The following is an 18,000-nucleotide window of genomic DNA, read 5'->3' as shown; positions in this document are numbered from 1 at the left end:
GTCCACGGGGCGGGTCCAAGGGGATGTCCCTAGAACGCGTTCCAGTCCAGCGCCCCTTGTATAGCCGAGCGCTCCCCACTTGTGAAGACTCCTGACACAGTGTCAGATGCGGTGCGGCCGGGCCGGGACATTTGTCCTGCCCGAGTCCGTACATGCGCATCTGCCGCGCCGGGGGCGGGGATCCGTAGCGTTGCGGACATGACACGGACAGGTGGGACGGCGGCCCTGACGGAGCGCGCCGTGTCCTTCGCGGGGGCGGTCAAGTCCTTCGGGACGGTGCGCGCGGTGGACGGAGTGGATCTGGAGATAGGGCGCGGCGAGACGGTCGCGCTGCTCGGCCGCAACGGGGCGGGCAAGTCGACGGCGATCTCGCTGCTGCTCGGGCTGAACGCGCCCGACGCCGGCACGGTCGACCTGTTCGGCGCCCCGCCGGCGAGGGCCGTACGGAACGGACTGGTCGGCGCGATGCTCCAGGAGGCGCGGGCGGTGCCCCGGGTCACCGTCGGCGAGCTGGTCGCCTTCGTGGCCGGGCGCTATCCGGCGCCGATGCCCGTCGCACGGGCACTGGAGCTGGCCGGGATCGGTGAGCTGGCCGGGCGCCGGGTGGACCGTCTCTCCGGCGGCCAGACCCAGCGGGTGCGGTTCGCCGTGGCCCTGGCCGGCAACCCGTCGCTGGTCGTCCTGGACGAGCCGACGGCGGCCCTGGACGTGGAGGCCCGGCACGCGTTCTGGCAGTCGATGCGGGCGTACGCCCGGCGCGGGCACACCGTCCTGTTCTCCACGCACTATCTGGAGGAGGCGGACGCGCACGCCGACCGCATCCTCGTCATCGACCGCGGCCGGATCGTCGCGGACGGCACCGGCGAGCAGCTCAGGCGGGCGGCCGGCGGCAGCCTGGTCTCCTTCGACCTGGCGGGCCGCCCCACCGAGGGCCTGGCGGCCCTGCCCGGCGTACGGTCCCTGGAAGTGCGCGGCGACCGCGCACTGCTGCGCACCGACGACTCGGACGCGACGGTGATCGCGCTGGCCGCCCGCAACGCGATCCGCGGCCTGGAGGTCGCCCCCGCCTCGCTGGACGACGCCTTCCTGGCCCTGACCGGCGGAGCGCGCGCCGAGGCCGCCCCGCAGGACCGCTCCCCCGCCCGTACCGCCGCCGAGACGGAGACCGTGTGATGTTCGCCTACCTGCGCCTCGAAGTACGCCGGACCCTGCGGGACGTCGGTTTCGTCATCGGCGGGATCGCGCTGCCGGTGATGATGTACCTGCTCTTCACCAACCTGGGCGGCGACGACGGCGGCTACCGGACCCAGGCCATGGTCGGCATGGCCGCCTACGGCGCGGTCGGCTCCGCCCTCAACACCGGCGGCGGGGTCGCCGAGGACCGGGCGATCGGCTGGCTGCGGCAGCTGCGGGTGACCCCGATGACCCCGCGCCAGGTGGTGCTGGGCCGCGCGCTGACCGGGTCGGTGACCGTGCTGCCCGCGATCCTCGCGGTGCTCGTGGCGGGCGGCCTGGTCAACGGGGTACGGCTCGCGGCGTGGCAGTGGGCGGGGATCGCGCTGCTGCTCTGGCTGGGCTCGATCCCCTTCACCCTGCTCGGGCTCGCCAACGGCTACGGCCTGACCGCGCAGACCACCGGTGTCACGAACATGGCCTGCAACCTGGGGCTGGCCGTGGTCGGCGGCCTGTGGTTCCCGATCAGCCTGTTCCCGGCCTGGCTGCGCGCCGTCTCGGCGTACACGCCGACCAACCGCTTCGCCGAGCTGGGCACCTCGGTGGCCGACGGGCACGCCCCGGCGCTCGGCGCGGTCGCGGTCCTGACGGCTTGGCTGCTCGCGTTCGGTTCGTACGCTGTGATGGCGTACCGCCGGACCGGGCGGACCGTGTGACGGGGGGGAGCGAGCGAGATGTCCTGGATGCGAGGCGTCACCTGCCAGGTACGGCGCTGGCGGGCGGAGCGGGCCCGGTGGAAGGCCGGCATGGCGGAGTTCAAGGCCGCGCAGAAGGAGTCGCGCCGCACGGGCGAGCGGTTCGAGCACCCGGGCCCGCCGCCGACCGGCTTCACCCTGCTGCCGTGGCTGCTGCTGGGCCTCGGCTCCTTCTCCAACCTCCTCCAGGGCAGGACCCCGAACCCGTGGATCGGCGGCCTGGGCCTGCTGACCTTCAACTCCCTCTACATCTACGTCGTCTTCCGCTCCTTCGTGAAGGAGAAGCGGAAGGCGCCGTCCACACGGCTGGCGCTCGTGGTGATGGGTCTGCTGACCTGCGGTCTCGCGCTGTGCTACGGCGGCAGCTGGCTGTACTTCTTCCCGCTGCTCGGCCTCGCCGCCGGCTCCTGCCTGCGCGGCCCGCACCTCGGGCGGATCGGCCTCGGGCTGACCGCGCTCGCGGCGGTGGTCTCCGCCTACCGGGCGGGCTGGGACGGGATCAACGTCGCCTACGGCACCTTCCTGTCGACCATGGTGACCGCGGCGATCCTCTCCCTGTCCGAGGCGGTGCGGGAGCTGCGCGCCGCCCGTGAGGAGCTGGCCCGGCGCGCGGTGGAGAAGGAGCGGCTGCGGTTCTCCCGGGACCTGCACGACCTGCTGGGCCACACCCTCTCGGTGATCGTCGTCAAGTCGGAGGCGGCCCGGCGCCTGGCCCCCCGCGACATGGACGCGGCGCTGTCGCAGATCTCCGACATCGAGTCGGTCGGCCGGCAGGCGCTCACCGAGATCCGCGAGGCGGTCACCGGCTACCGCGAGGGCAGCCTGGCCACCGAGCTGGACCGGGCCCGCTCGGTCCTGTCCGCGGCCGACACCGAGCCGGTCGTCCGGCAGACCGGGACGCCGTTGGCCCCGCAGACCGAGACGCTGCTCGGCTGGGTGGTGCGCGAGGCGGTCACCAACGTGGTCCGGCACAGCGACGCCACCCGTTGCGAGATCACCGTCGACAGCGGCGCGGAACGGGTCCGCCTGACGGTCACGGACGACGGCAGCGGCGCGGGCGCCGAGTCCCGCCGGGAGGGCGTCGGCGGCACCGGTCTGAAGGGGCTGACCGAGCGCCTCGCGGCGGCGGGCGGCTCCCTGGAGGCCGGTCCTTCGCCGCGCGGCGGTTTCACGGTCACCGCGGAACTGCCCACCGAGTCGCTGGAGTTGCTGACCGCGATGACGGTGGGCCCGGCGGCGCCCGCGGCGGGCTGACGGCCGGGCGCCCGCCGCCGGCCCGAGAGGCGGCGCTGCCGAAGGCGCCGGAACCGCCCTCGCCCGCCTCCGGGGCGAGCCGACGGCCGCGCAGGCCGGGCGTCGGGTCCCGCGGCACGCGGCGACGCCGCTCCCGGCCGCCGGGCCCGCGGCTACGCTTGGGCTGTGTACGAGCCTGCGAACGAGATGCCCCGGGACCACCGGCCCGCCAAGTCCATCAGGGTGCTGCTCGCCGAGGACCAGGGCATGATGCGCGGAGCCCTCGCGCTGCTCCTCGGGATGGAGCCGGACATCGAGGTCGTCGCCCAGGTCGCCGCGGGTGACGCGATCGTGGACGCCGCGCTGGTCCACCGGCCGGACGTGGCCCTCCTGGACATCGAGCTGCCGGGCATCAGCGGGCTGGACGCGGCGGCGCAGCTGCGCGACCAGGCGCCCGACTGCCGGGTGCTGATCCTGACCACCTTCGGCAGGCCCGGCTACCTGCGCCGGGCCATGGAGGCCGGGGCGGCGGGCTTCCTCGTGAAGGACGGCCCGGTCGAGGACCTGGCGCGGGCGATCCGGCAGGTGCTCACCGGGGAGACCGTGGTCGACCCGGCGCTCGCGGCCGCCGCGCTCAGCGCGGGCCCCAGTCCGCTCACCGCCCGCGAGTGCGACGTGCTCAAGGCGTCGGTGGACGGGGCGACCGTCGCCGACGTCGCGGCGAAGCTGCATCTGTCGGAGTCGACGGTGCGCAACTACCTGTCGGCCGCGATCGGCAAGACCGGCACCCGCAACCGCGCCGAGGCGATCCGGGAGGCCCGGCAGCAGGGCTGGCTGTGAACCCGCGGGGCGGTCAGTTCCCGGACGCGGGCGCCGGCCGGCCCGGCAGCCACAGCAGCATCAGCACCGCGCCGGCCAGCAGCACCCCGGTGCTGCTGCGGAAGGCGAGCGCGTATCCCTCGGTCAGGGCGGCGGCCCCGCCGTCCGCGCCGGTCCTGGCGGCGGCGACCGTCGACATCACCGCGAGCCCCAGTGAACCGCCCATCGTGCGGGAGGTGTTGATGAGTCCGGAGAGCAGTCCGGCCTCGGCGGGTGCCGCCCCGGAGGTCGCCAGCGCGGCCAGCGGGGTCGCGGCCAGACCCGCGCCGAGCATCATCAGGATCCCGGGGAACATGATCGCCGTCAGGTAGGCGCCGTGCGGGCCCATGGCCGACTGCCAGCCGAAGCCGGTCGCCGCGACCAGCGTGCCCGCCACCGCCACCGTCCGCGCACCCGCCCGCCGCATCAGCCGCGGCGCCGTCTTGGAGCCGACCAGCACGGCGAACGAGCTGGGTATCAGCGCGAAGCCGGCCTCCAGCGGCGAGTAGCCGAGGACGTTCTGGGCGTAGAGGGTCATGAAGTACCACATGCAGAACATCGCGGAGCCGGACACCAGCATCGCGGCGTTGGCCGACGCCACCGTCCGCCGCCTCAGCAGGCGCAGCGGCATCAGCGGGACGGCCGTACGCGCCTCGACGGCCAGGAACAGGCCGAGCAGCGCGAGTCCGGCGGCCAGCGGGACCAGGGTGGCCGCCGCCGTCCAGCCCTCGGCCTCGGTCTGCGAGACGCCGTACGCCAGGGTGGCCAGGCCGGCCGTCACCAGCAGCGCGCCGGGCAGGTCGAGCCGCCGTCCGGCGCCGGCCCGGCTCTCCGACAGCCACATCACGGACCCGGCCAGGACCAGCGCGCCCACCGGCACGTTGATCAGCAGCACCCAGCGCCAGGACAGCACGTCCACGAGCACTCCGCCGACCAGGCCGCCGGCCGCGCCGCCGCCGGCGCCGACCGCCGTCCAGGTGGCGATCGCGCGCGCCCGGGCCGGGCCCTCCGGCACGGCGGCCGTCAGCAGGGTCAGCGTCGAGGGCGCCAGCACCGCGGCGCCCAGTCCCTGCACGGCCCGGGCGAGCAGCAGCTGCCAGCCGTCCTGGGCGAGGCCGCCGCCGAGCGAGGCCAGCGTGAACAGGCCGAGCCCGACCAGGAACATCCGCTTGCGGCCGTAGAGGTCGCCGGCCCGGCCGCCGAGGAGCATGAACCCGGCGAAGGCGATGGCGTAGGCGTTCACCACCCACTGCAGGCCGGACGCGCTCAGGCCGAGGTCGGCGCGCATCGACGGCAGGGCCACGTTGACGACGGACACGTCGAGCACCACCAGGAACTGTCCTGCGCAGGCCAGCGCCACCACCAGCCAGGTGGGGGGCGTGGTACGGCGGGATGTCCGTGAGGTGTCCGCGGCTTCGAGCATGAGTGCCATGCTCTCAAGCCGGCGAGGTGACGTGCATCGGCTTTTCGGCCCAGCCGGGCCCGCGTCCCAGGTCGTAGGGCTTACGCGGTCCCGCGGAACATGGTCACCACCGCCGCCCCGCCGAGCCCGATGTTGTGCGCGAGTCCCACCCGCGCGCCCGGCACCTGCCGCTCCCCCGCCGTGCCCCGCAGCTGCCACACGAGTTCGGCGGCCTGCGCGAGGCCCGTCGCGCCCAGCGGATGGCCCTTGGAGATGAGCCCGCCGGAGGGGTTCACCACCCAGCGGCCGCCGTACGTCGTCGCCCCGGACTCGACGAGCTTGCCGGACTCGCCTTGCGGACACATGCCGAGCGCCTCGTAGGTGAGCAGTTCGTTGACGGAGAAGCAGTCGTGCAGTTCCACCACGTCGACGTCGCCGATGCCGAGCCCGGAGCGGTCGTACACCCGGCGGGCCGCCTCGCGGGACATCGGCTGCCCGACGGCGTCGATGCACGAGCCCGAGGCGAAGGACTCCTCGGTGTCCGTGGTCATCGCCTGCGCGACGATCTCGACGAGGCCGGTGAGCCCGCGCCGTTCGGCGAACCGCCGCGAGACGACCACGGCGGCCGCCGCGCCGTCCGAGGTCGGCGAGCACTGGAGCTTGGTGAGCGGACGGTGCACGGTCCGGGCGGCGAGGACGCCCGCGACGTCGTACACGTCCTGGAACTGGGCGTACGGGTTGTGCGCGGAGTGCCGGTGGTTCTTGGCGGCGACGGCGGCGAGCTGGGCCTCGGTGGTCCCGTACCGCTCCATGTGCTCGCGGGCCGCGTCGCCGAAGATCTGCGCGGTGGGCGGGGTGGCCTCGAAGCCGTGCCGGGCGGCCATGATCCCGTAGTGCCGGGCGACCGGCGAGGCCGAGAACCCGGCGCCGTCCGCCCCGCCGCCGAGCGCGCCCCTGCGCATCTTCTCGAAGCCGAGGGCGAGGACGCAGTCGGCGACGCCGCCCTCGACGAGCTGCCGGGCCAGCATCAGGGCGGTCGCGCCGGTGGCGCAGTTGTTGTTGACGTTGTAGACGGGTACTCCGGTGAGACCCAGCTCATACACGGCGCGCTGACCGGCGGTGGAGGGCTGGAAACAGTAGCCGACGGGAACCTGTTCCACCTCGGTGTAGGAGATCCCGGCGTCGGCGAGCGCGCTGCCGCCCGCCTCCCTGGCCATGTCCCAGTACTGCCAGTCCCTGGTCTCGGGCTTCTCGAACCGGGTCATACCGACTCCGGCGACGTACGCCTTGGTTGCGCTCTCGGCGGCACTCATGGCGGATGAGAGTAGAACACGTTCCACACATTGACCAGAGCGTGACGGCCGATCAGAAACCCATGGGAGGGTCAAGGATTCGTTAGCGGCGCGAAGCAACGGAATAGTTGCCTGTGCATACGAGGTTTACCTTGCACTTATCCGCTGCGGATTCCGTCTCCCCACGCACGTCCCGTCACTCTCTGGCCCGGAGGCCTCACTCAATGACGCACACGACGACCGACCAGCCCGCCCGGGGCGCGAGCGGGGCCGTGGTCCCGGTCCTCGCCTTCGCGGGCATCGTGGTCGCGGTGATGCAGACCCTGCTCGTTCCGGTCATCAAGGACCTGCCGCAGCTGCTGGGCACCGAGCCCAGTAACGCCACCTGGGTCCTGACCTCGACGCTGCTGTCCGGCGCCGTGGCCACTCCGATCATGGGCCGCCTCGGCGACCTGTACGGCAAGCGGCGGATGCTGATATTCAGCCTCTCCGTGATGGTGGTGGGCGCGCTGATCAGCGCCCTCACCAGCGACCTGCTCACGATGATCGCGGGCCGCACCCTGCAGGGCTTCGCCATGGGCGCGATCCCGCTGGGCATCGGCCTGATGCGGGACATGCTGCCGCGCGAGAAGCTCCCCTCGGCGATGGCCCTGATGAGCTCCTCGATCGGCGTCGGCGGCGGCCTCGCGCTGCCCGCCGCGGCCCTGGTCGCCCAGCACGCCGACTGGCACGCCCTGTTCTACGGCGCCGCCGGCCTGGGCGTCGTCGCCATCCTCCTCACGCTCTTCGTCGTCCCGGAGACGTCGGCGCGCGCCGCGGGCACCTTCGACGTCCTGGGCGCGATCGGGCTCTCGGTGGGCCTGGTCCTCTTCCTGCTCCCGATCACCAAGGGCAGCGACTGGGGCTGGACCTCCGGCACCACGCTCGGCCTCTTCGCCGCCTCCGCCGCCGTCCTTCTCCTGTGGGGCGTGATGGAGCTGCGGCTCAAGGCCCCGCTGGTCGACCTGCGCACCACCGCCCGCCCCGCGGTGCTCTTCACCAACCTCGCCTCGATCATGGTCGGCGTCAGCTTCTACGTCGTCTCGCTGGTCCTGCCGCAGCTGCTCCAGCTGCCGAAGGCCACCGGCTACGGCCTCGGGCAGTCGATGGTCACCGCCGGCCTGCTGGTCGCCCCCCTCGGCCTGACGATGATGCTCACCGCGCCCGTCTACGCCCGGCTGTCCGCCAAGTACGGCCCGAAGACCACCCTGATCCTCGGCATGCTGATCATCGGCATCGGCTACGGCGCGGGCATCGGCCTGATGAGCGCGGCCTGGCAGAGCCTGGTGATCTCGGTGGTGCTGGGCGCGGGCATCGGCCTCGCCTACTCCTCGCTGCCGGCCCTGATCGTCGGCGCGGTCCCCGCCTCCGAGACGGGCGCGGCCAACGGCCTCAACACCCTGATGCGGTCCATCGGCACGTCCGTGTCCAGCGCCGTCATCGGCATGGTGCTGGCCAACACGGCGCACACCGTGGGCGGCGTCGCCGTCCCGACCATGCACGGCTTCCGGGTCTCCTTCCTGATCGCCACCGGCGCGGTGGCCGTCGGCCTGGTCCTCGCCCTGATGCTGCCCAGGCGCAGCGCTCCGGCGGCGGAGGCCGCCCAGCACACGCGGCTGCGCGCGAGCAGCGACGAGGACGCCGCGCTGGCCCACGCCGAGGAGGTGCTGCGGGGCTTCCGCGGGCGGGTGCTGGACGCCGCGGGCCTTCCGGTGGCCCGCGCCAAGGTCACGCTGATCGACCGGCGGGGACGCCAGGCGGGCGCGACGCTCTCCGAAGCGGACGGCACCTACACCCTGGCGGTGCCGGCCGAGGGCGCCTACGTGCTGGCCGCGAAGGCGGCGGGCCACGGGCCGCTGGCCTCCTCGGCGTCGCACACCGGCGACGCGCACGCGGTCGACCTGGACCTGTCGCTGCCCGCGGAGACGGTGAGCGCCTAGACCGCGGGGCCACCGGGACCGGGCGCCCCGATCCCCGCGCTCCCGCACGGCACCGTCCCTGAGCGCCGGTGACGCGTACCCCCTGCCGGACGTCGGCAGGGGGTACGACAGCATGGGGCGTCGAGACCGCCGCACGAGCGAAAGGCCCCCATGTCCCCGCGCGCACCCCACCCCGAGACCCTCGCCGCGTTCGAGAAGGCCAAGGGGTTCATGCCCGTGCACGAGGGGCTGGCGCTGTACGCGGCCGCCGTCGAGGCCGGTGCGCTCGGCCTTCCCCTGCTGGAGGTCGGCACCTACTGCGGCCGCTCCACCCTCCTGCTCGCCGACGCGGCCCGCGCGGCCGGGGTCACCGCCGTCACCGTCGACCACCACCGCGGCAGCGAGGAGCAGCAGCCGGGCTGGGACTACCACGACCCGGAGACGGTCGACCCGGAGCTGGGCGTGATGGACACGCTGCCCGCCTTCCGGCGGACCCTGCACCGCGCCGGGCTGGAGGACCACGTCGTCGCCCTGGTGGGCCGCTCCCCGCAGATCGCCGCCCTGTGGAACACGCCGCTCGGCCTCGTCTTCATCGACGGCGGGCACACCGACGAGCACGCCACCGCCGACTACGAGGGCTGGGCCCCCCATCTGGCCGAAGGCGGCCTGCTGCTGATCCACGACGTCTTCCCGGACCCGCAGGACGAGTTCACCGGCCAGGCCCCCTACCGCGTCTACCTCCGCGCCCTGGAGTCGGGCGCGTTCACCGAGGTCGCGGCCCACGACTCGCTGCGCGTCCTGCGGCGAACGGGGGCGACGGCCCGGGGCCACGGTTAGAGTCGCTGACGTGTCGTACTCAGGCCCGGACTTCGATCCCCCGCAGCAGCGGCGCTCCCGGCGGGCGCCCATGACCTTCGCCCTCGCCGCGCTCGTGCCCGGCGCGCTGCTCGGATGGGTGGTGTACCAAGGCGTGGGCAGGTCCGGTACGAGCCCGGCCGGGCACGCGGACGCGGCGACGCCCAGGTCGGCGTCCGGCCTCCCCGGTGACGACGCCAAGGTGCCGAGCCCGAGCGCGACACCGCCGCTCAAGGGCAAGGTCGTCGTCATCGACCCGGGCCACAACCCGGGCAACTTCCAGCACACGTCCGAGATCAACCAGAAGGTCGACATCGGCACGAACTGGAAGGAGTGCGACACCACCGGGACCGCGACCAACGCCGGTTACAGCGAGGCCCGGTTCACGCTCGACGTCGCGCACCGGCTGCGGACCCTGCTGGAGCGGCAGGGCGCCACGGTGAAGCTGACCCGTGACGGGAACGAGCCCGCCTGGGGGCCGTGCGTGACCGAGCGCGCGCGGATCGGGAACGACGCGCACGCGGACGCGGCCATCTCCATCCACGCCGACGGGGCGCCCGAGGGCGACCGCGGCTTCCACGTCATCCTGCCCGCGGAGGTGCACGCCGGCGGCGCCGACACCCGCCCGATCCTCGGCCCCTCACGCACCCTCGGCGAGCGCGTCGAGAGCGACTTCGCGAAGGTGACCGGCAGTTCACCGTCCAACTACGTCGGCGGCGGCACCGGCCTCGACGTGCGCAAGGATCTCGGCGGTCTCAACCTCTCGACGGTTCCCAAGGTGTTCATCGAGTGCGGCAACATGCGCGACAGCGAGGACGCGGCCCGGGTGACGAGCGGAGCCTGGCGGCAGAAGGCGGCGCAGGGGATCTCTGAGGGAATCGTGAGTTTCCTGCGCGGGTAGACATCGGCGGACCGGTCCGGGCGGACACGCCGATCGTACGAACGATAGTGTCCTTCCTGCGATTCCTACGACGAGGAGCACCCCCGACGCCTCCTCCGCCGACGAGACGACCTACGAAGGACCTGAAGTGAATATCCGCTCCCTCACTAGAGGCGACGGCGTGGTGATCGGAGCAGCGGTGTTGCTGTTCATCGCGTCGTTCCTGGATGCCTACTCGTACTCCGGCTCCGGCTACTCCCTCAGCCGGAACTCATGGGATGACCTCGGGACAGGCCTGGGCACATACATGGGGGCAGTCATCGGCGGGGCGCTGATCGTCCTCAACCGCGCCCTGCCGCAGCAGCGCAAGGTGCTCGGCCTGGACCTCGGGACGCTCGGCACGGGCTTCGCGATCCTCGCCGCCTGGACCCTGTTCTGGTCGCTCGTCGACCTTCCCGACGGCGTGGACGCCGGCGCGGGCCTCATCATCGGCCTCCTCGCCGCGCTGGTCCTGGCCGCCGCCGCCGTCGCGACCCCGCTGGTCCCGGCCCTCCAGGCCGCGCTCGTGCCGGCTCCCAAGCCGCAGGCCCCGCAGCCCTACGGCGCCCAGCCCTCGGGCGGCTACGGCTACCCCGGTGCCGCCGGCCCGCAGCCGGGACAGCCCTACGGGGCCCAGCCGCAGGCCGGGCAGCCGTTCGGGCAGCAGCCGCCCGCCGGTGCCGCGCCGCAGGCGCCGGCCCCGGACTTCTCGCCGTTCTGGTTCGCCGTCCCGGTGGCCAGGCCGCTGTTCGCGGAGGACGGCTCCGCCGCCCCGATCGCCGAACTGGCGCCCGGAACCTGGTACTTGGCGGTGGAGCAGCGCGGTGGCGCCCTGGTGGCGCAGACCCAGGACGGCCGCCGCGGCGTCCTCCAGGACACCTCCGGGATCCAGCGCGGCTGATCCGCCGCGGACCCCGTGCGGCCCCTCGCCCTTCCGGGCGGGGGGCCGTTGCCGTACAGTCGTCCGGCCATGAGATCTGACGTGTCGTCAGGAGGCTGTGATGCGGCTCGGGTTGGCGCTGGGATACTGGGGGCGCGGCCCCTCGCCCGACCATGTGCCGCTGGCGCGGGAGGCCGAACGGCTCGGCTACCACTCGGTGTGGACGGCGGAGTCCTGGGGCTCGGACGCGTTCACCCCGCTCGCCTGGATCGCCGCGCGGACCTCGACGATCCGGCTCGGTACGGCCGTCGCCCAGATGGCGGCCCGTCCGCCGACCACCACCGCGATGCACGCGCTGACCCTGGACCACCTCTCGGGGGGCCGGCTGATGCTGGGGCTCGGCCTGTCCGGGCCGCAGGTCGTGGAGGGCTGGTACGGCCGCCCGTTCCCGGCGTCGCCGCTGACCGCGACCCGCGAGTACGTGGACGTCGTACGGCAGGTGCTGCGGCGCCGGGGACCGGTGGAGGCGGCGGGGCGGTTCCACTCCCACCCGTACCGGGGGCCGGACGCCACCGGGCTCGGCAAGCCGCTGAAGCCGATCACCCACCCGCTCCGCGCCGGCCTGCCGGTCCTGCTCGGCGCCGAGGGGCCGAGGAACGTGGCCCAGACGGTCCGGATCGCCGACGGCTGGCTGCCGCTGTACTGGGCGCCGGGCCGGCCCGAGGTGTACGGGCCCGCGGTGGCCGACCTGCCGGAAGGCTTCCTGGTCGCGGCGATGGCCCAGGTGAGGGTCTGCGACGACGTGGCCGCCGGGCTGCTGCCGGTCAAGGCGATGCTGGGCTTCTACATCGGCGGGATGGGCCACGCGGCCCGCAACTTCCATGCCGACCTGATGGCGCGCATGGGGTACGAGGAGGAGGCCCGGCGGATCCAGCGGCTCTTCCTGGAGGGCCGCCGCAGGGAGGCGATCGAGGCGGTGCCGGACGCCTTCGCCGACGAGATCTCGCTGGTCGGCCCGCGCGAACGCATCGCTGAGCGGCTGGAGTCGTGGCGCAAGGGCCCGGTGACCGATCTGCTGGCGCTGAGCCCCGACCCGCACACGCTGCGGGTGCTCGCCGAACTCAACTCCTAGCCCCAAAGGCGGACTTCGGCACCAGCGGGCGAGACGCGGTGGGGGGGCGGGACGCGGCGGGGGGCGGGGAACGGCGCCGGGGTCCTCGGCCGGGGCCGGGCCCAAGGCTCGGCGGGCGGCACTCGGTCGCTCCCGGCGCCGAATCCGGACCGTGCCGTCAGTGGGTGAGCTGCGACGCGGAGGGCACCTTGTTGGTGACCGGGGCGCCGGCGCTCTTCCCGGCATCCTTCACGTTGTTGATGACGTCGTTGAAGGAACTGGCCGCGTTGCCGTCGCCCTTGCGGAGCTTGGCGGGCAGGTTCTTCAGCGCGTCGATGCCGGACGAGAGCGGCGCGACGGCCTTGGCCAGCAGCGGGTCACCCTGGGCGTTCCGCTTGGCGGCCTGCAGCCGGTTGTACGCGAAGGTTCCCGCGAGACCGGCCTTGATCAGGGCGAAGGTGCGGCCGTGGGCGCCCTTCTTGAACTTGCCGGCCTTCCAGGGCTTGATGATCCACTGGTAGGTGGCTCCGGCCGCGAGGGACGCGTTGGCCACGAACCTCGACTTGGCGAATTTCTGTTTCTCCGCAGACGTACTCGGACTGGGTGTGTCGGCCACGGGCACCGCGGCCATGCCGGTGTCGGTGGGCTTGCTCTGCGTGCCGCCGCACGCGGTCACGCCGGCGACGAGTGCGCAGCAGAGGGTCAGCGCGACGACCAGGCGCCGTATCGGTACGGGCACGGGGTCCTCCCGTGTGTCTCGATGTCCTCCCCGAGCGGTTGCTTCCTCCGGCAGCGTCACCCAGATGGCGGCACCTCGCCACTCGGGAACCACCCGGTACAGGTTTCAAGGACCGTTCGGCGGCAACACGGACCCCATGTCCCCTGCCTATCGGAACGGCCACAACCAGGCCGGCACGGTCGTCGCGGTCGTAGCCGACATCATGGCTCTCATACTGGGCCTCTGGATCCTGATGTACCTGTTGGACGCGAACCGGGCGAACAGCCTGGTCCAGTTCATCCACGACGCGGCGAGCTGGCTGGCCGGCTGGTCGCGCGACCTGTTCACCTTCGACGAGGCCTGGGCGCGGGTGGTCGCGGGATACGGCCTGGCTGCGGTCGTCTACCTGTTCATCGGCCACGCGATCGCCAACCGGATGCACCGGCACTAGCTCCCCTCCCGAGGGGGCGGGGCCGCGCCGGTGTCCCGCCCCTCAGGCGCAGCAGTCCGCCTCCAGCCCGGAGGGCAGCCGCGTGCCGGCGAACACCGCGCACGTGGCGTCGTGCCCGCCGAGCGCGGCGACCGCCAGCAGCAGCGAACCCGCGGTCCACGTGGTCAGCTCCCGCGGCCACACCGCGTCGTCCTCGAAGACGTACCCGGTCCAGTACAGTCCCGACTCCGCGTCCCGCAGATGCTGGATCGACTGCAGGATCTCCAGCGCCCGGTCGGACTCCCCGACCGCCCACAGCGCGAGGGCGAGTTCGGCGGACTCGCCGCCCGTCACCCACGGATTGGGGACGACGCAGCGCACGCCGAACCCGGGCACGACGAACCGCTCCCAGTCCTTCTCGATCCGCGCGCCCGCCTCGGCGCCGGTCAACGCCCCGCCCAGCACCGGGTAGTACCAGTCCATCGAGTACCGGTCCTTGTCGAGGAACCGCTCGGGGTGCCGTCGTATCGCGTGCCGTAGCGCGCCGACCGCCAACTCCCAGTCAGGCTGCGCCTCTTCGCGCTGTTCGGCGATGGCGAGCGCGCAGCGCAGCGCGTGGTGGACCGACGAACTCCCGGTCAGCAGCGCGTCGTCGGCGGGCGTGCCGTCGTCCTCGCGCCGCCAGCCGATCTCACCGCCGGGCTGCTGCAGCCGCAGCACCCACTCGACGGCCGCGTACACGGTGGGCCACATCCGGTCCAGGAACGTGTCGTCGCCGGTGGAGAGGTAGTGGTGCCAGACGCCCACGGCGATGTAGGCGACGAAGTTGGACTCGCGGGCCCGGTCGGTGACGTCGTCGTGGGCGCCGTCGGCGTAGGCCGCGTACCAGGAGCCGTCCTCGTTCTGGTGCCGGGCCAGCCAGTCGTAGGCCCGCTCGGCGGCCTCGTGCTCGCCGGCCGCGTCCAGTGCCATCGCGGCCTCGGTGTGGTCCCACGGGTCGAGGTGGTGCCCGCGGAACCACGGGATCGCACCGTCCTCCCGCTGCACGGCGAGGATGCCGCGGACGGTCGCGGCGGCCTGCTCGGCGGTGAGGACCCCGGGCAGGACGAGGTGTTCTGTCCGGGGGGTGGTCACCGGGCGGCCGCCTCGGTGTCCGACGAGGTGCCGGTCCCGGCCGGCGGCAGGTGCGGCTTGGTGGCGTAGACCACGAAGCTCTTGCCCATGACCGGGTTCAGCGCCTGCTCGGCGAGGCGGGTGGCCAGCGGCTTCTTCATGATGTCCCAGACGAGCAGCTTGTGGTACGCCCGTACCGGCAGCGCCTTGTCGTTGTCGACGCCGAACGCGCACTTCAGCCACCAGTACGGCGAGTGCAGCGCGTGCGCGTGGTGGCTGCCGTACGGCCGCAGACCCGCTTCCTTGATCTTCCCGACCAGTTCGTCCGCCTTGTAGATGCGGATGTGGCCGCCCTCGACCTCGTGGTAGGCGTCGGAGAGCGTCCAGCAGACCTTCTCGGGGCCGTAGCGCGGCACGGTGACGGCGATCCGCCCGCCGGGCCTCAGGACGCGCACCATCTCGGCGAGCACGCCCTTGTCGTCCGGGATGTGCTCCATGACCTCGGAGATGATGACGACGTCGAAGGACTCGTCGGGGAAGGGCAGCGCCAGCGCGTCGCCCTCCATGGCGGTGGCGGTCGCGCCGGCCGGGGCCTCGCCGGCCTCGGCCATCGCCGCGAACCACTTGGTGACCTCGCGGATCTCCTCGGCGTTCTGGTCGAGCGCCACGACCTGGGCGCCGCGCCGGTAGCACTCGAAGGCGTGCCGGCCGGCCCCGCAGCCGAGGTCCAGGACGCGGTCGCCCGGCGCGAGCGGGAACCGGGAGAAGTCGACGGTCAGCACGTGGCCCTGCCTTCGGAATTGACAACCTCTGAGGAGACAAAGTCGGGGGCGACGGCCTCGGCACCCGCCGGGGCGGCGGCCGTGCGGGGGCCGGTCGCCGGGGCCGCGGTGGCGATGGCCTCGCGGTAGCGGGCCACCGTGCCCTCCGCGGCGCGGGCCCAGGTGAAGTGCCGCAGCACGCGTTCGCGGCCGGCCCGGCCGAGGCGCGCGCGCAGTTCCGGGTCGCCGAGCAGGCGGCTCAGTCCGGCGGCCAGCGCGCCCGCGTCGCCCGTCGGGACGGCCAGGCACGTCTCCCCGTCCCGGCCGGCGACCTCGGGGATCGCGCCGCCGGTCGTCGCGAGCAGCGGGGTGCCGGTGGCCATCGCCTCGGCGGCGGGCAGCGAGAAGCCCTCGTACAGCGACGGCACGCACGCCACCTCGGCCGAGCGGACCAGGTCGACGAGTTCGGCATCGGAGATGCCCTTGACGAACTCCACGGCGCCGTCCAGGCCGTAGCGCTCCATGGCCTGCGCGACGGGACCCTCGGCGGGCCGCTTGCCGACGACGACGAGATGGGCCGCGGGGTGCTCGGTGCGCACCTTGGCGAGGGCCTCGACGAGGAAGACCAGCCCCTTGAGGGGGACGTCCGCGCTGGAGGTGGTGACGATCCGGCCGGGTACCTGCGGGACGGCGGGATTCGGCGCGAACAGGTCGGTGTCGGCGCCGATGTGGACGACGTGCACCCGGTCCTCGCGGACCCCGAGATGGTCGACGATCTCCTGGCGCGAGGTGCCGGAGACGGTGAGCACGGAGGGCAGCCGGCGGGCGACCCGCTTCTGCATCCGGGTGAAGGCGTACCAGCGCCGGACCGAGTACCGCCGCTGCCATCCCTCGGCCGCGTCCAGCTCCAACTGCCGGTCGACGGTGATGGGGTGGTGGATGGTGGTGACCAGGGGCGCGCCGACGTCGCCCAGCAGGCCGTAGCCCAGCGTCTGGTTGTCGTGGACGACGTCGAACTCCCCGGCGCGGGCGCGCAGATGACGGCGGGCACGCAGGGAGAAGGTCAGCGGTTCGGGGAAGCCGCCGGTCCACATGGTGGCCACTTCGAGCGCGTCCACCCAGTCCCGGTACTCGTCCCGCCCTGGCGTCCGGAACGGGTCCGGGGAGCGGTACAGGTCCAGGCTCGGCAGCTCGGTGAGGGTGAGCGCGGGGTAGCCCTCGTCCAGGACGGGGTAGGGCTGCGATCCGATCACCTCGACCCGGTGGCCGAGCCGGGCCAGCTCACGGGAGAGGTGCCGTACGTAGACACCCTGGCCGCCGCAGAACGGGTTCCCTTTATAGGTGAGGAGCGCGATGTCGAGCGGTCGCTCGCCGTCGGCGGCGGGTTCCTGGTCGGCACCCGCCCGCCTGGCCTCAGCGGTCACTCTGGGCCCCCTTCTCCCTGCACTTTCCCGCGAGGTTACGCCGGGACGCTAATCTAGAACAAGTTTCAGACTTGATCGTTCAGGAGGCTCTGAATCTACCGGCAGGTAGGGGCGGAGTGAGCAGTGGATCAGGTGATTCGCGCCACGACGCGACCCCTGCCATGCTGTCTGATCACTCGCCCTGAGCACTGCCCTCACCGACTGTCACGGACGGGACCCATGCCTGCGGAAGCCAAGGTGGACATCGGCGCCGGATCGGCCACTGCGCCGCTCACCGAGCGGCAGGAGGCGCGGCGCCGCCGGATCCTGCGCGCGAGCGCCCAGCTGGCCAGCCGGGGCGGTTTCGACGCCGTGCAGATGCGCGAGGTGGCCGAGTCCTCGCAGGTGGCCCTGGGCACGCTCTACCGCTACTTCCCGTCCAAGGTGCACCTGCTGGTCGCGACGATGCAGGACCAGCTGGAGCACATGCACGGCACGCTGCGCAAGAAACCGCCGGCGGGCGAGACGGCGTCCGAGCGGGTCGCCGAGACGCTGATGCGCGCCTTCCGGGCCCTGCAGCGCGAGCCGCACCTGGCGGACGCGATGGTCCGCGCCCTGACCTTCGCCGACCGCAGCGTCTCCCCCGAGGTGGACCAGGTCTCCCGGCAGACGACGGCGATCGTCCTGGACGCCATGGGCCTGACCGATCCGACCCCGGCCCAGCTCTCCGCCGTCCGGGTCATCGAGCACACCTGGCACTCGGCGCTGATCACGTGGCTCTCGGGGCGGGCGTCCATCGCCCAGGTGAAGATCGACATCGAGACGGTCTGCCGGCTCATCGACCTGACGGAGCCCGGACGCACCCCGTGACCCGGCGGCGCCGGTGCGCGGACGCGCGGGGCGCCGGGGCATACGAAGACCTACGAGACGGGTTCCCTTCGCCGGTATGGTCCGGATCAGGTGTCTGGGGGTCGCCGTCCGGCTCAACCGCCGCCTTCCGGCCTCTCAGCCCGAGCGTCGACGTCGGCACGGGCGGATGCGTGTGCATCTGCGTCACGCCAGAGTCGGCTACTCCGCTCGGACTCCCTCACTCGCCTCGTAGGCTGTGTTCAGGATAGAACGCGCAGCGGGGAACAGAA

17 protein-coding genes are annotated in these 18,000 nt (G+C 73.1%); 11 read left to right on the top strand and 6 right to left on the bottom strand.

Annotation, left to right across the window (positions count from 1 at the left end):
* Positions 1–198: 198 nt before the first annotated feature.
* The 4 genes from ACIRQ9_RS06625 to ACIRQ9_RS06610 all read left to right on the top strand — a co-directional run bounded on the left by ACIRQ9_RS06625 (position 199) and on the right by ACIRQ9_RS06610 (position 4,001).
* Entirely contained in the window at positions 199–1,173 is a 975-nt protein-coding gene (locus ACIRQ9_RS06625; RefSeq protein WP_404167828.1) for an ABC transporter ATP-binding protein, read from the top strand.
* Positions 1,173–1,889: an ABC transporter permease gene (locus ACIRQ9_RS06620; RefSeq protein WP_404167826.1), complete on the top strand. Its 717-nt coding sequence runs from the start codon at positions 1,173–1,175 to the stop codon at positions 1,887–1,889. Before ACIRQ9_RS06625 ends, ACIRQ9_RS06620 begins: the two co-directional genes overlap by 1 nt.
* Before the next feature lie 18 nt (positions 1,890–1,907).
* Positions 1,908–3,182: a sensor histidine kinase gene (locus ACIRQ9_RS06615; protein WP_404167824.1), complete on the top strand. Its 1,275-nt coding sequence runs from the start codon at positions 1,908–1,910 to the stop codon at positions 3,180–3,182.
* 186 nt (positions 3,183–3,368) lie between these two features.
* Complete coding sequence (locus tag ACIRQ9_RS06610) at positions 3,369–4,001, top strand: response regulator (protein WP_404168204.1); 633 nt, start codon at positions 3,369–3,371, stop codon at positions 3,999–4,001.
* A gap of 13 nt (positions 4,002–4,014) precedes the next feature.
* Here ACIRQ9_RS06610 and ACIRQ9_RS06605 read toward each other — a convergent pair whose 3' ends face one another.
* Both ACIRQ9_RS06605 and ACIRQ9_RS06600 read right to left on the bottom strand, forming a co-directional pair.
* The gene (locus ACIRQ9_RS06605; RefSeq protein ID WP_404167822.1) at positions 4,015–5,442 is read right to left on the bottom strand and encodes an MFS transporter; all 1,428 of its coding nucleotides are present in this window, start codon (positions 5,440–5,442) and stop codon (positions 4,015–4,017) included.
* Positions 5,443–5,522: 80 nt separating this feature from the next.
* Complete coding sequence (locus ACIRQ9_RS06600) at positions 5,523–6,734, bottom strand: lipid-transfer protein (protein ID WP_404167820.1); 1,212 nt, start codon at positions 6,732–6,734, stop codon at positions 5,523–5,525.
* A 203-nt stretch (positions 6,735–6,937) separates the two neighbouring features.
* Between ACIRQ9_RS06600 and ACIRQ9_RS06595 the strand changes: the two genes are divergently transcribed.
* The 5 genes from ACIRQ9_RS06595 to ACIRQ9_RS06575 all read left to right on the top strand — a co-directional run bounded on the left by ACIRQ9_RS06595 (position 6,938) and on the right by ACIRQ9_RS06575 (position 12,457).
* Positions 6,938–8,692 (top strand): MFS transporter, encoded by a 1,755-nt coding sequence (locus tag ACIRQ9_RS06595; RefSeq protein WP_404167818.1) that lies wholly within the window; start codon positions 6,938–6,940, stop codon positions 8,690–8,692.
* Between the two features lie 150 nt (positions 8,693–8,842).
* Complete coding sequence (locus ACIRQ9_RS06590) at positions 8,843–9,508, top strand: class I SAM-dependent methyltransferase (RefSeq protein ID WP_404167816.1); 666 nt, start codon at positions 8,843–8,845, stop codon at positions 9,506–9,508.
* 10 nt (positions 9,509–9,518) lie between these two features.
* Positions 9,519–10,427, top strand: a complete 909-nt coding sequence (locus ACIRQ9_RS06585) for an N-acetylmuramoyl-L-alanine amidase (RefSeq protein ID WP_404167814.1) — start codon at positions 9,519–9,521, stop codon at positions 10,425–10,427.
* A gap of 127 nt (positions 10,428–10,554) precedes the next feature.
* Complete coding sequence (locus tag ACIRQ9_RS06580; protein ID WP_404167812.1) at positions 10,555–11,346, top strand: DUF5336 domain-containing protein; 792 nt, start codon at positions 10,555–10,557, stop codon at positions 11,344–11,346.
* Between the two features lie 100 nt (positions 11,347–11,446).
* Positions 11,447–12,457, top strand: a complete 1,011-nt coding sequence (locus ACIRQ9_RS06575; RefSeq protein ID WP_404167810.1) for an LLM class F420-dependent oxidoreductase — start codon at positions 11,447–11,449, stop codon at positions 12,455–12,457.
* 157 nt (positions 12,458–12,614) lie between these two features.
* On the opposite strand, the gene ACIRQ9_RS06570 is transcribed toward ACIRQ9_RS06575, so the two are convergent.
* Positions 12,615–13,175, bottom strand: a complete 561-nt coding sequence (locus ACIRQ9_RS06570) for a hypothetical protein (protein WP_404167808.1) — start codon at positions 13,173–13,175, stop codon at positions 12,615–12,617.
* Between the two features lie 136 nt (positions 13,176–13,311).
* On the opposite strand from ACIRQ9_RS06570, the gene ACIRQ9_RS06565 reads away from it, so the two are divergent.
* Entirely contained in the window at positions 13,312–13,605 is a 294-nt protein-coding gene (locus tag ACIRQ9_RS06565; protein WP_351325532.1) for a hypothetical protein, read from the top strand.
* Between the two features lie 42 nt (positions 13,606–13,647).
* On the opposite strand, the gene ACIRQ9_RS06560 is transcribed toward ACIRQ9_RS06565, so the two are convergent.
* From ACIRQ9_RS06560 to ACIRQ9_RS06550, 3 genes are read right to left on the bottom strand one after another with little or no spacing between them, the layout of a single operon-like run.
* Positions 13,648–14,718, bottom strand: a complete 1,071-nt coding sequence (locus ACIRQ9_RS06560; RefSeq protein ID WP_404167806.1) for a prenyltransferase/squalene oxidase repeat-containing protein — start codon at positions 14,716–14,718, stop codon at positions 13,648–13,650.
* The gene (locus ACIRQ9_RS06555) at positions 14,715–15,479 is read right to left on the bottom strand and encodes a class I SAM-dependent methyltransferase (protein WP_404167804.1); all 765 of its coding nucleotides are present in this window, start codon (positions 15,477–15,479) and stop codon (positions 14,715–14,717) included. Before ACIRQ9_RS06555 ends, ACIRQ9_RS06560 begins: the two co-directional genes overlap by 4 nt.
* Complete coding sequence (locus tag ACIRQ9_RS06550; RefSeq protein WP_404167802.1) at positions 15,473–16,882, bottom strand: glycosyltransferase family 4 protein; 1,410 nt, start codon at positions 16,880–16,882, stop codon at positions 15,473–15,475. The genes ACIRQ9_RS06555 and ACIRQ9_RS06550 overlap by 7 nt, the downstream gene beginning before the upstream one ends.
* A gap of 219 nt (positions 16,883–17,101) precedes the next feature.
* On the opposite strand from ACIRQ9_RS06550, the gene ACIRQ9_RS06545 reads away from it, so the two are divergent.
* Complete coding sequence (locus tag ACIRQ9_RS06545) at positions 17,102–17,731, top strand: TetR family transcriptional regulator (RefSeq protein WP_404167800.1); 630 nt, start codon at positions 17,102–17,104, stop codon at positions 17,729–17,731.
* The last annotated feature ends 269 nt before the right edge of the window (positions 17,732–18,000 follow it).

It is taken from the genome of Streptomyces sp. NPDC101237 (assembly GCF_044767465.1).
GTDB classification, from domain to species: Bacteria; Actinomycetota; Actinomycetes; order Streptomycetales; family Streptomycetaceae; genus Streptomyces; species Streptomyces gramineus.
This window is presented reverse-complemented; position numbering and strand designations above follow the sequence as displayed.

What these genes read in the sequence shown, in the direction of transcription:
- ACIRQ9_RS06625 (WP_404167828.1), top strand. Translation starts at nt 199, where the DNA reads ATGACACGGACAGGTGGGACGGCGGCCCTGACGGAGCGCGCCGTGTCC.
- ACIRQ9_RS06620 (WP_404167826.1), top strand. Translation starts at nt 1,173, where the DNA reads ATGTTCGCCTACCTGCGCCTCGAAGTACGCCGGACCCTGCGGGACGTC.
- ACIRQ9_RS06615 (WP_404167824.1), top strand. Translation starts at nt 1,908, where the DNA reads ATGTCCTGGATGCGAGGCGTCACCTGCCAGGTACGGCGCTGGCGGGCG.
- ACIRQ9_RS06610 (WP_404168204.1), top strand. Translation starts at nt 3,369, where the DNA reads ATGCCCCGGGACCACCGGCCCGCCAAGTCCATCAGGGTGCTGCTCGCC.
- ACIRQ9_RS06605 (WP_404167822.1), bottom strand. Translation starts at nt 5,442, where the DNA reads ATGCTCGAAGCCGCGGACACCTCACGGACATCCCGCCGTACCACGCCC.
- ACIRQ9_RS06600 (WP_404167820.1), bottom strand. Translation starts at nt 6,734, where the DNA reads ATGAGTGCCGCCGAGAGCGCAACCAAGGCGTACGTCGCCGGAGTCGGT.
- ACIRQ9_RS06595 (WP_404167818.1), top strand. Translation starts at nt 6,938, where the DNA reads ATGACGCACACGACGACCGACCAGCCCGCCCGGGGCGCGAGCGGGGCC.
- ACIRQ9_RS06590 (WP_404167816.1), top strand. Translation starts at nt 8,843, where the DNA reads ATGTCCCCGCGCGCACCCCACCCCGAGACCCTCGCCGCGTTCGAGAAG.
- ACIRQ9_RS06575 (WP_404167810.1), top strand. Translation starts at nt 11,447, where the DNA reads ATGCGGCTCGGGTTGGCGCTGGGATACTGGGGGCGCGGCCCCTCGCCC.
- ACIRQ9_RS06565 (WP_351325532.1), top strand. Translation starts at nt 13,312, where the DNA reads ATGTCCCCTGCCTATCGGAACGGCCACAACCAGGCCGGCACGGTCGTC.
- ACIRQ9_RS06545 (WP_404167800.1), top strand. Translation starts at nt 17,102, where the DNA reads ATGCCTGCGGAAGCCAAGGTGGACATCGGCGCCGGATCGGCCACTGCG.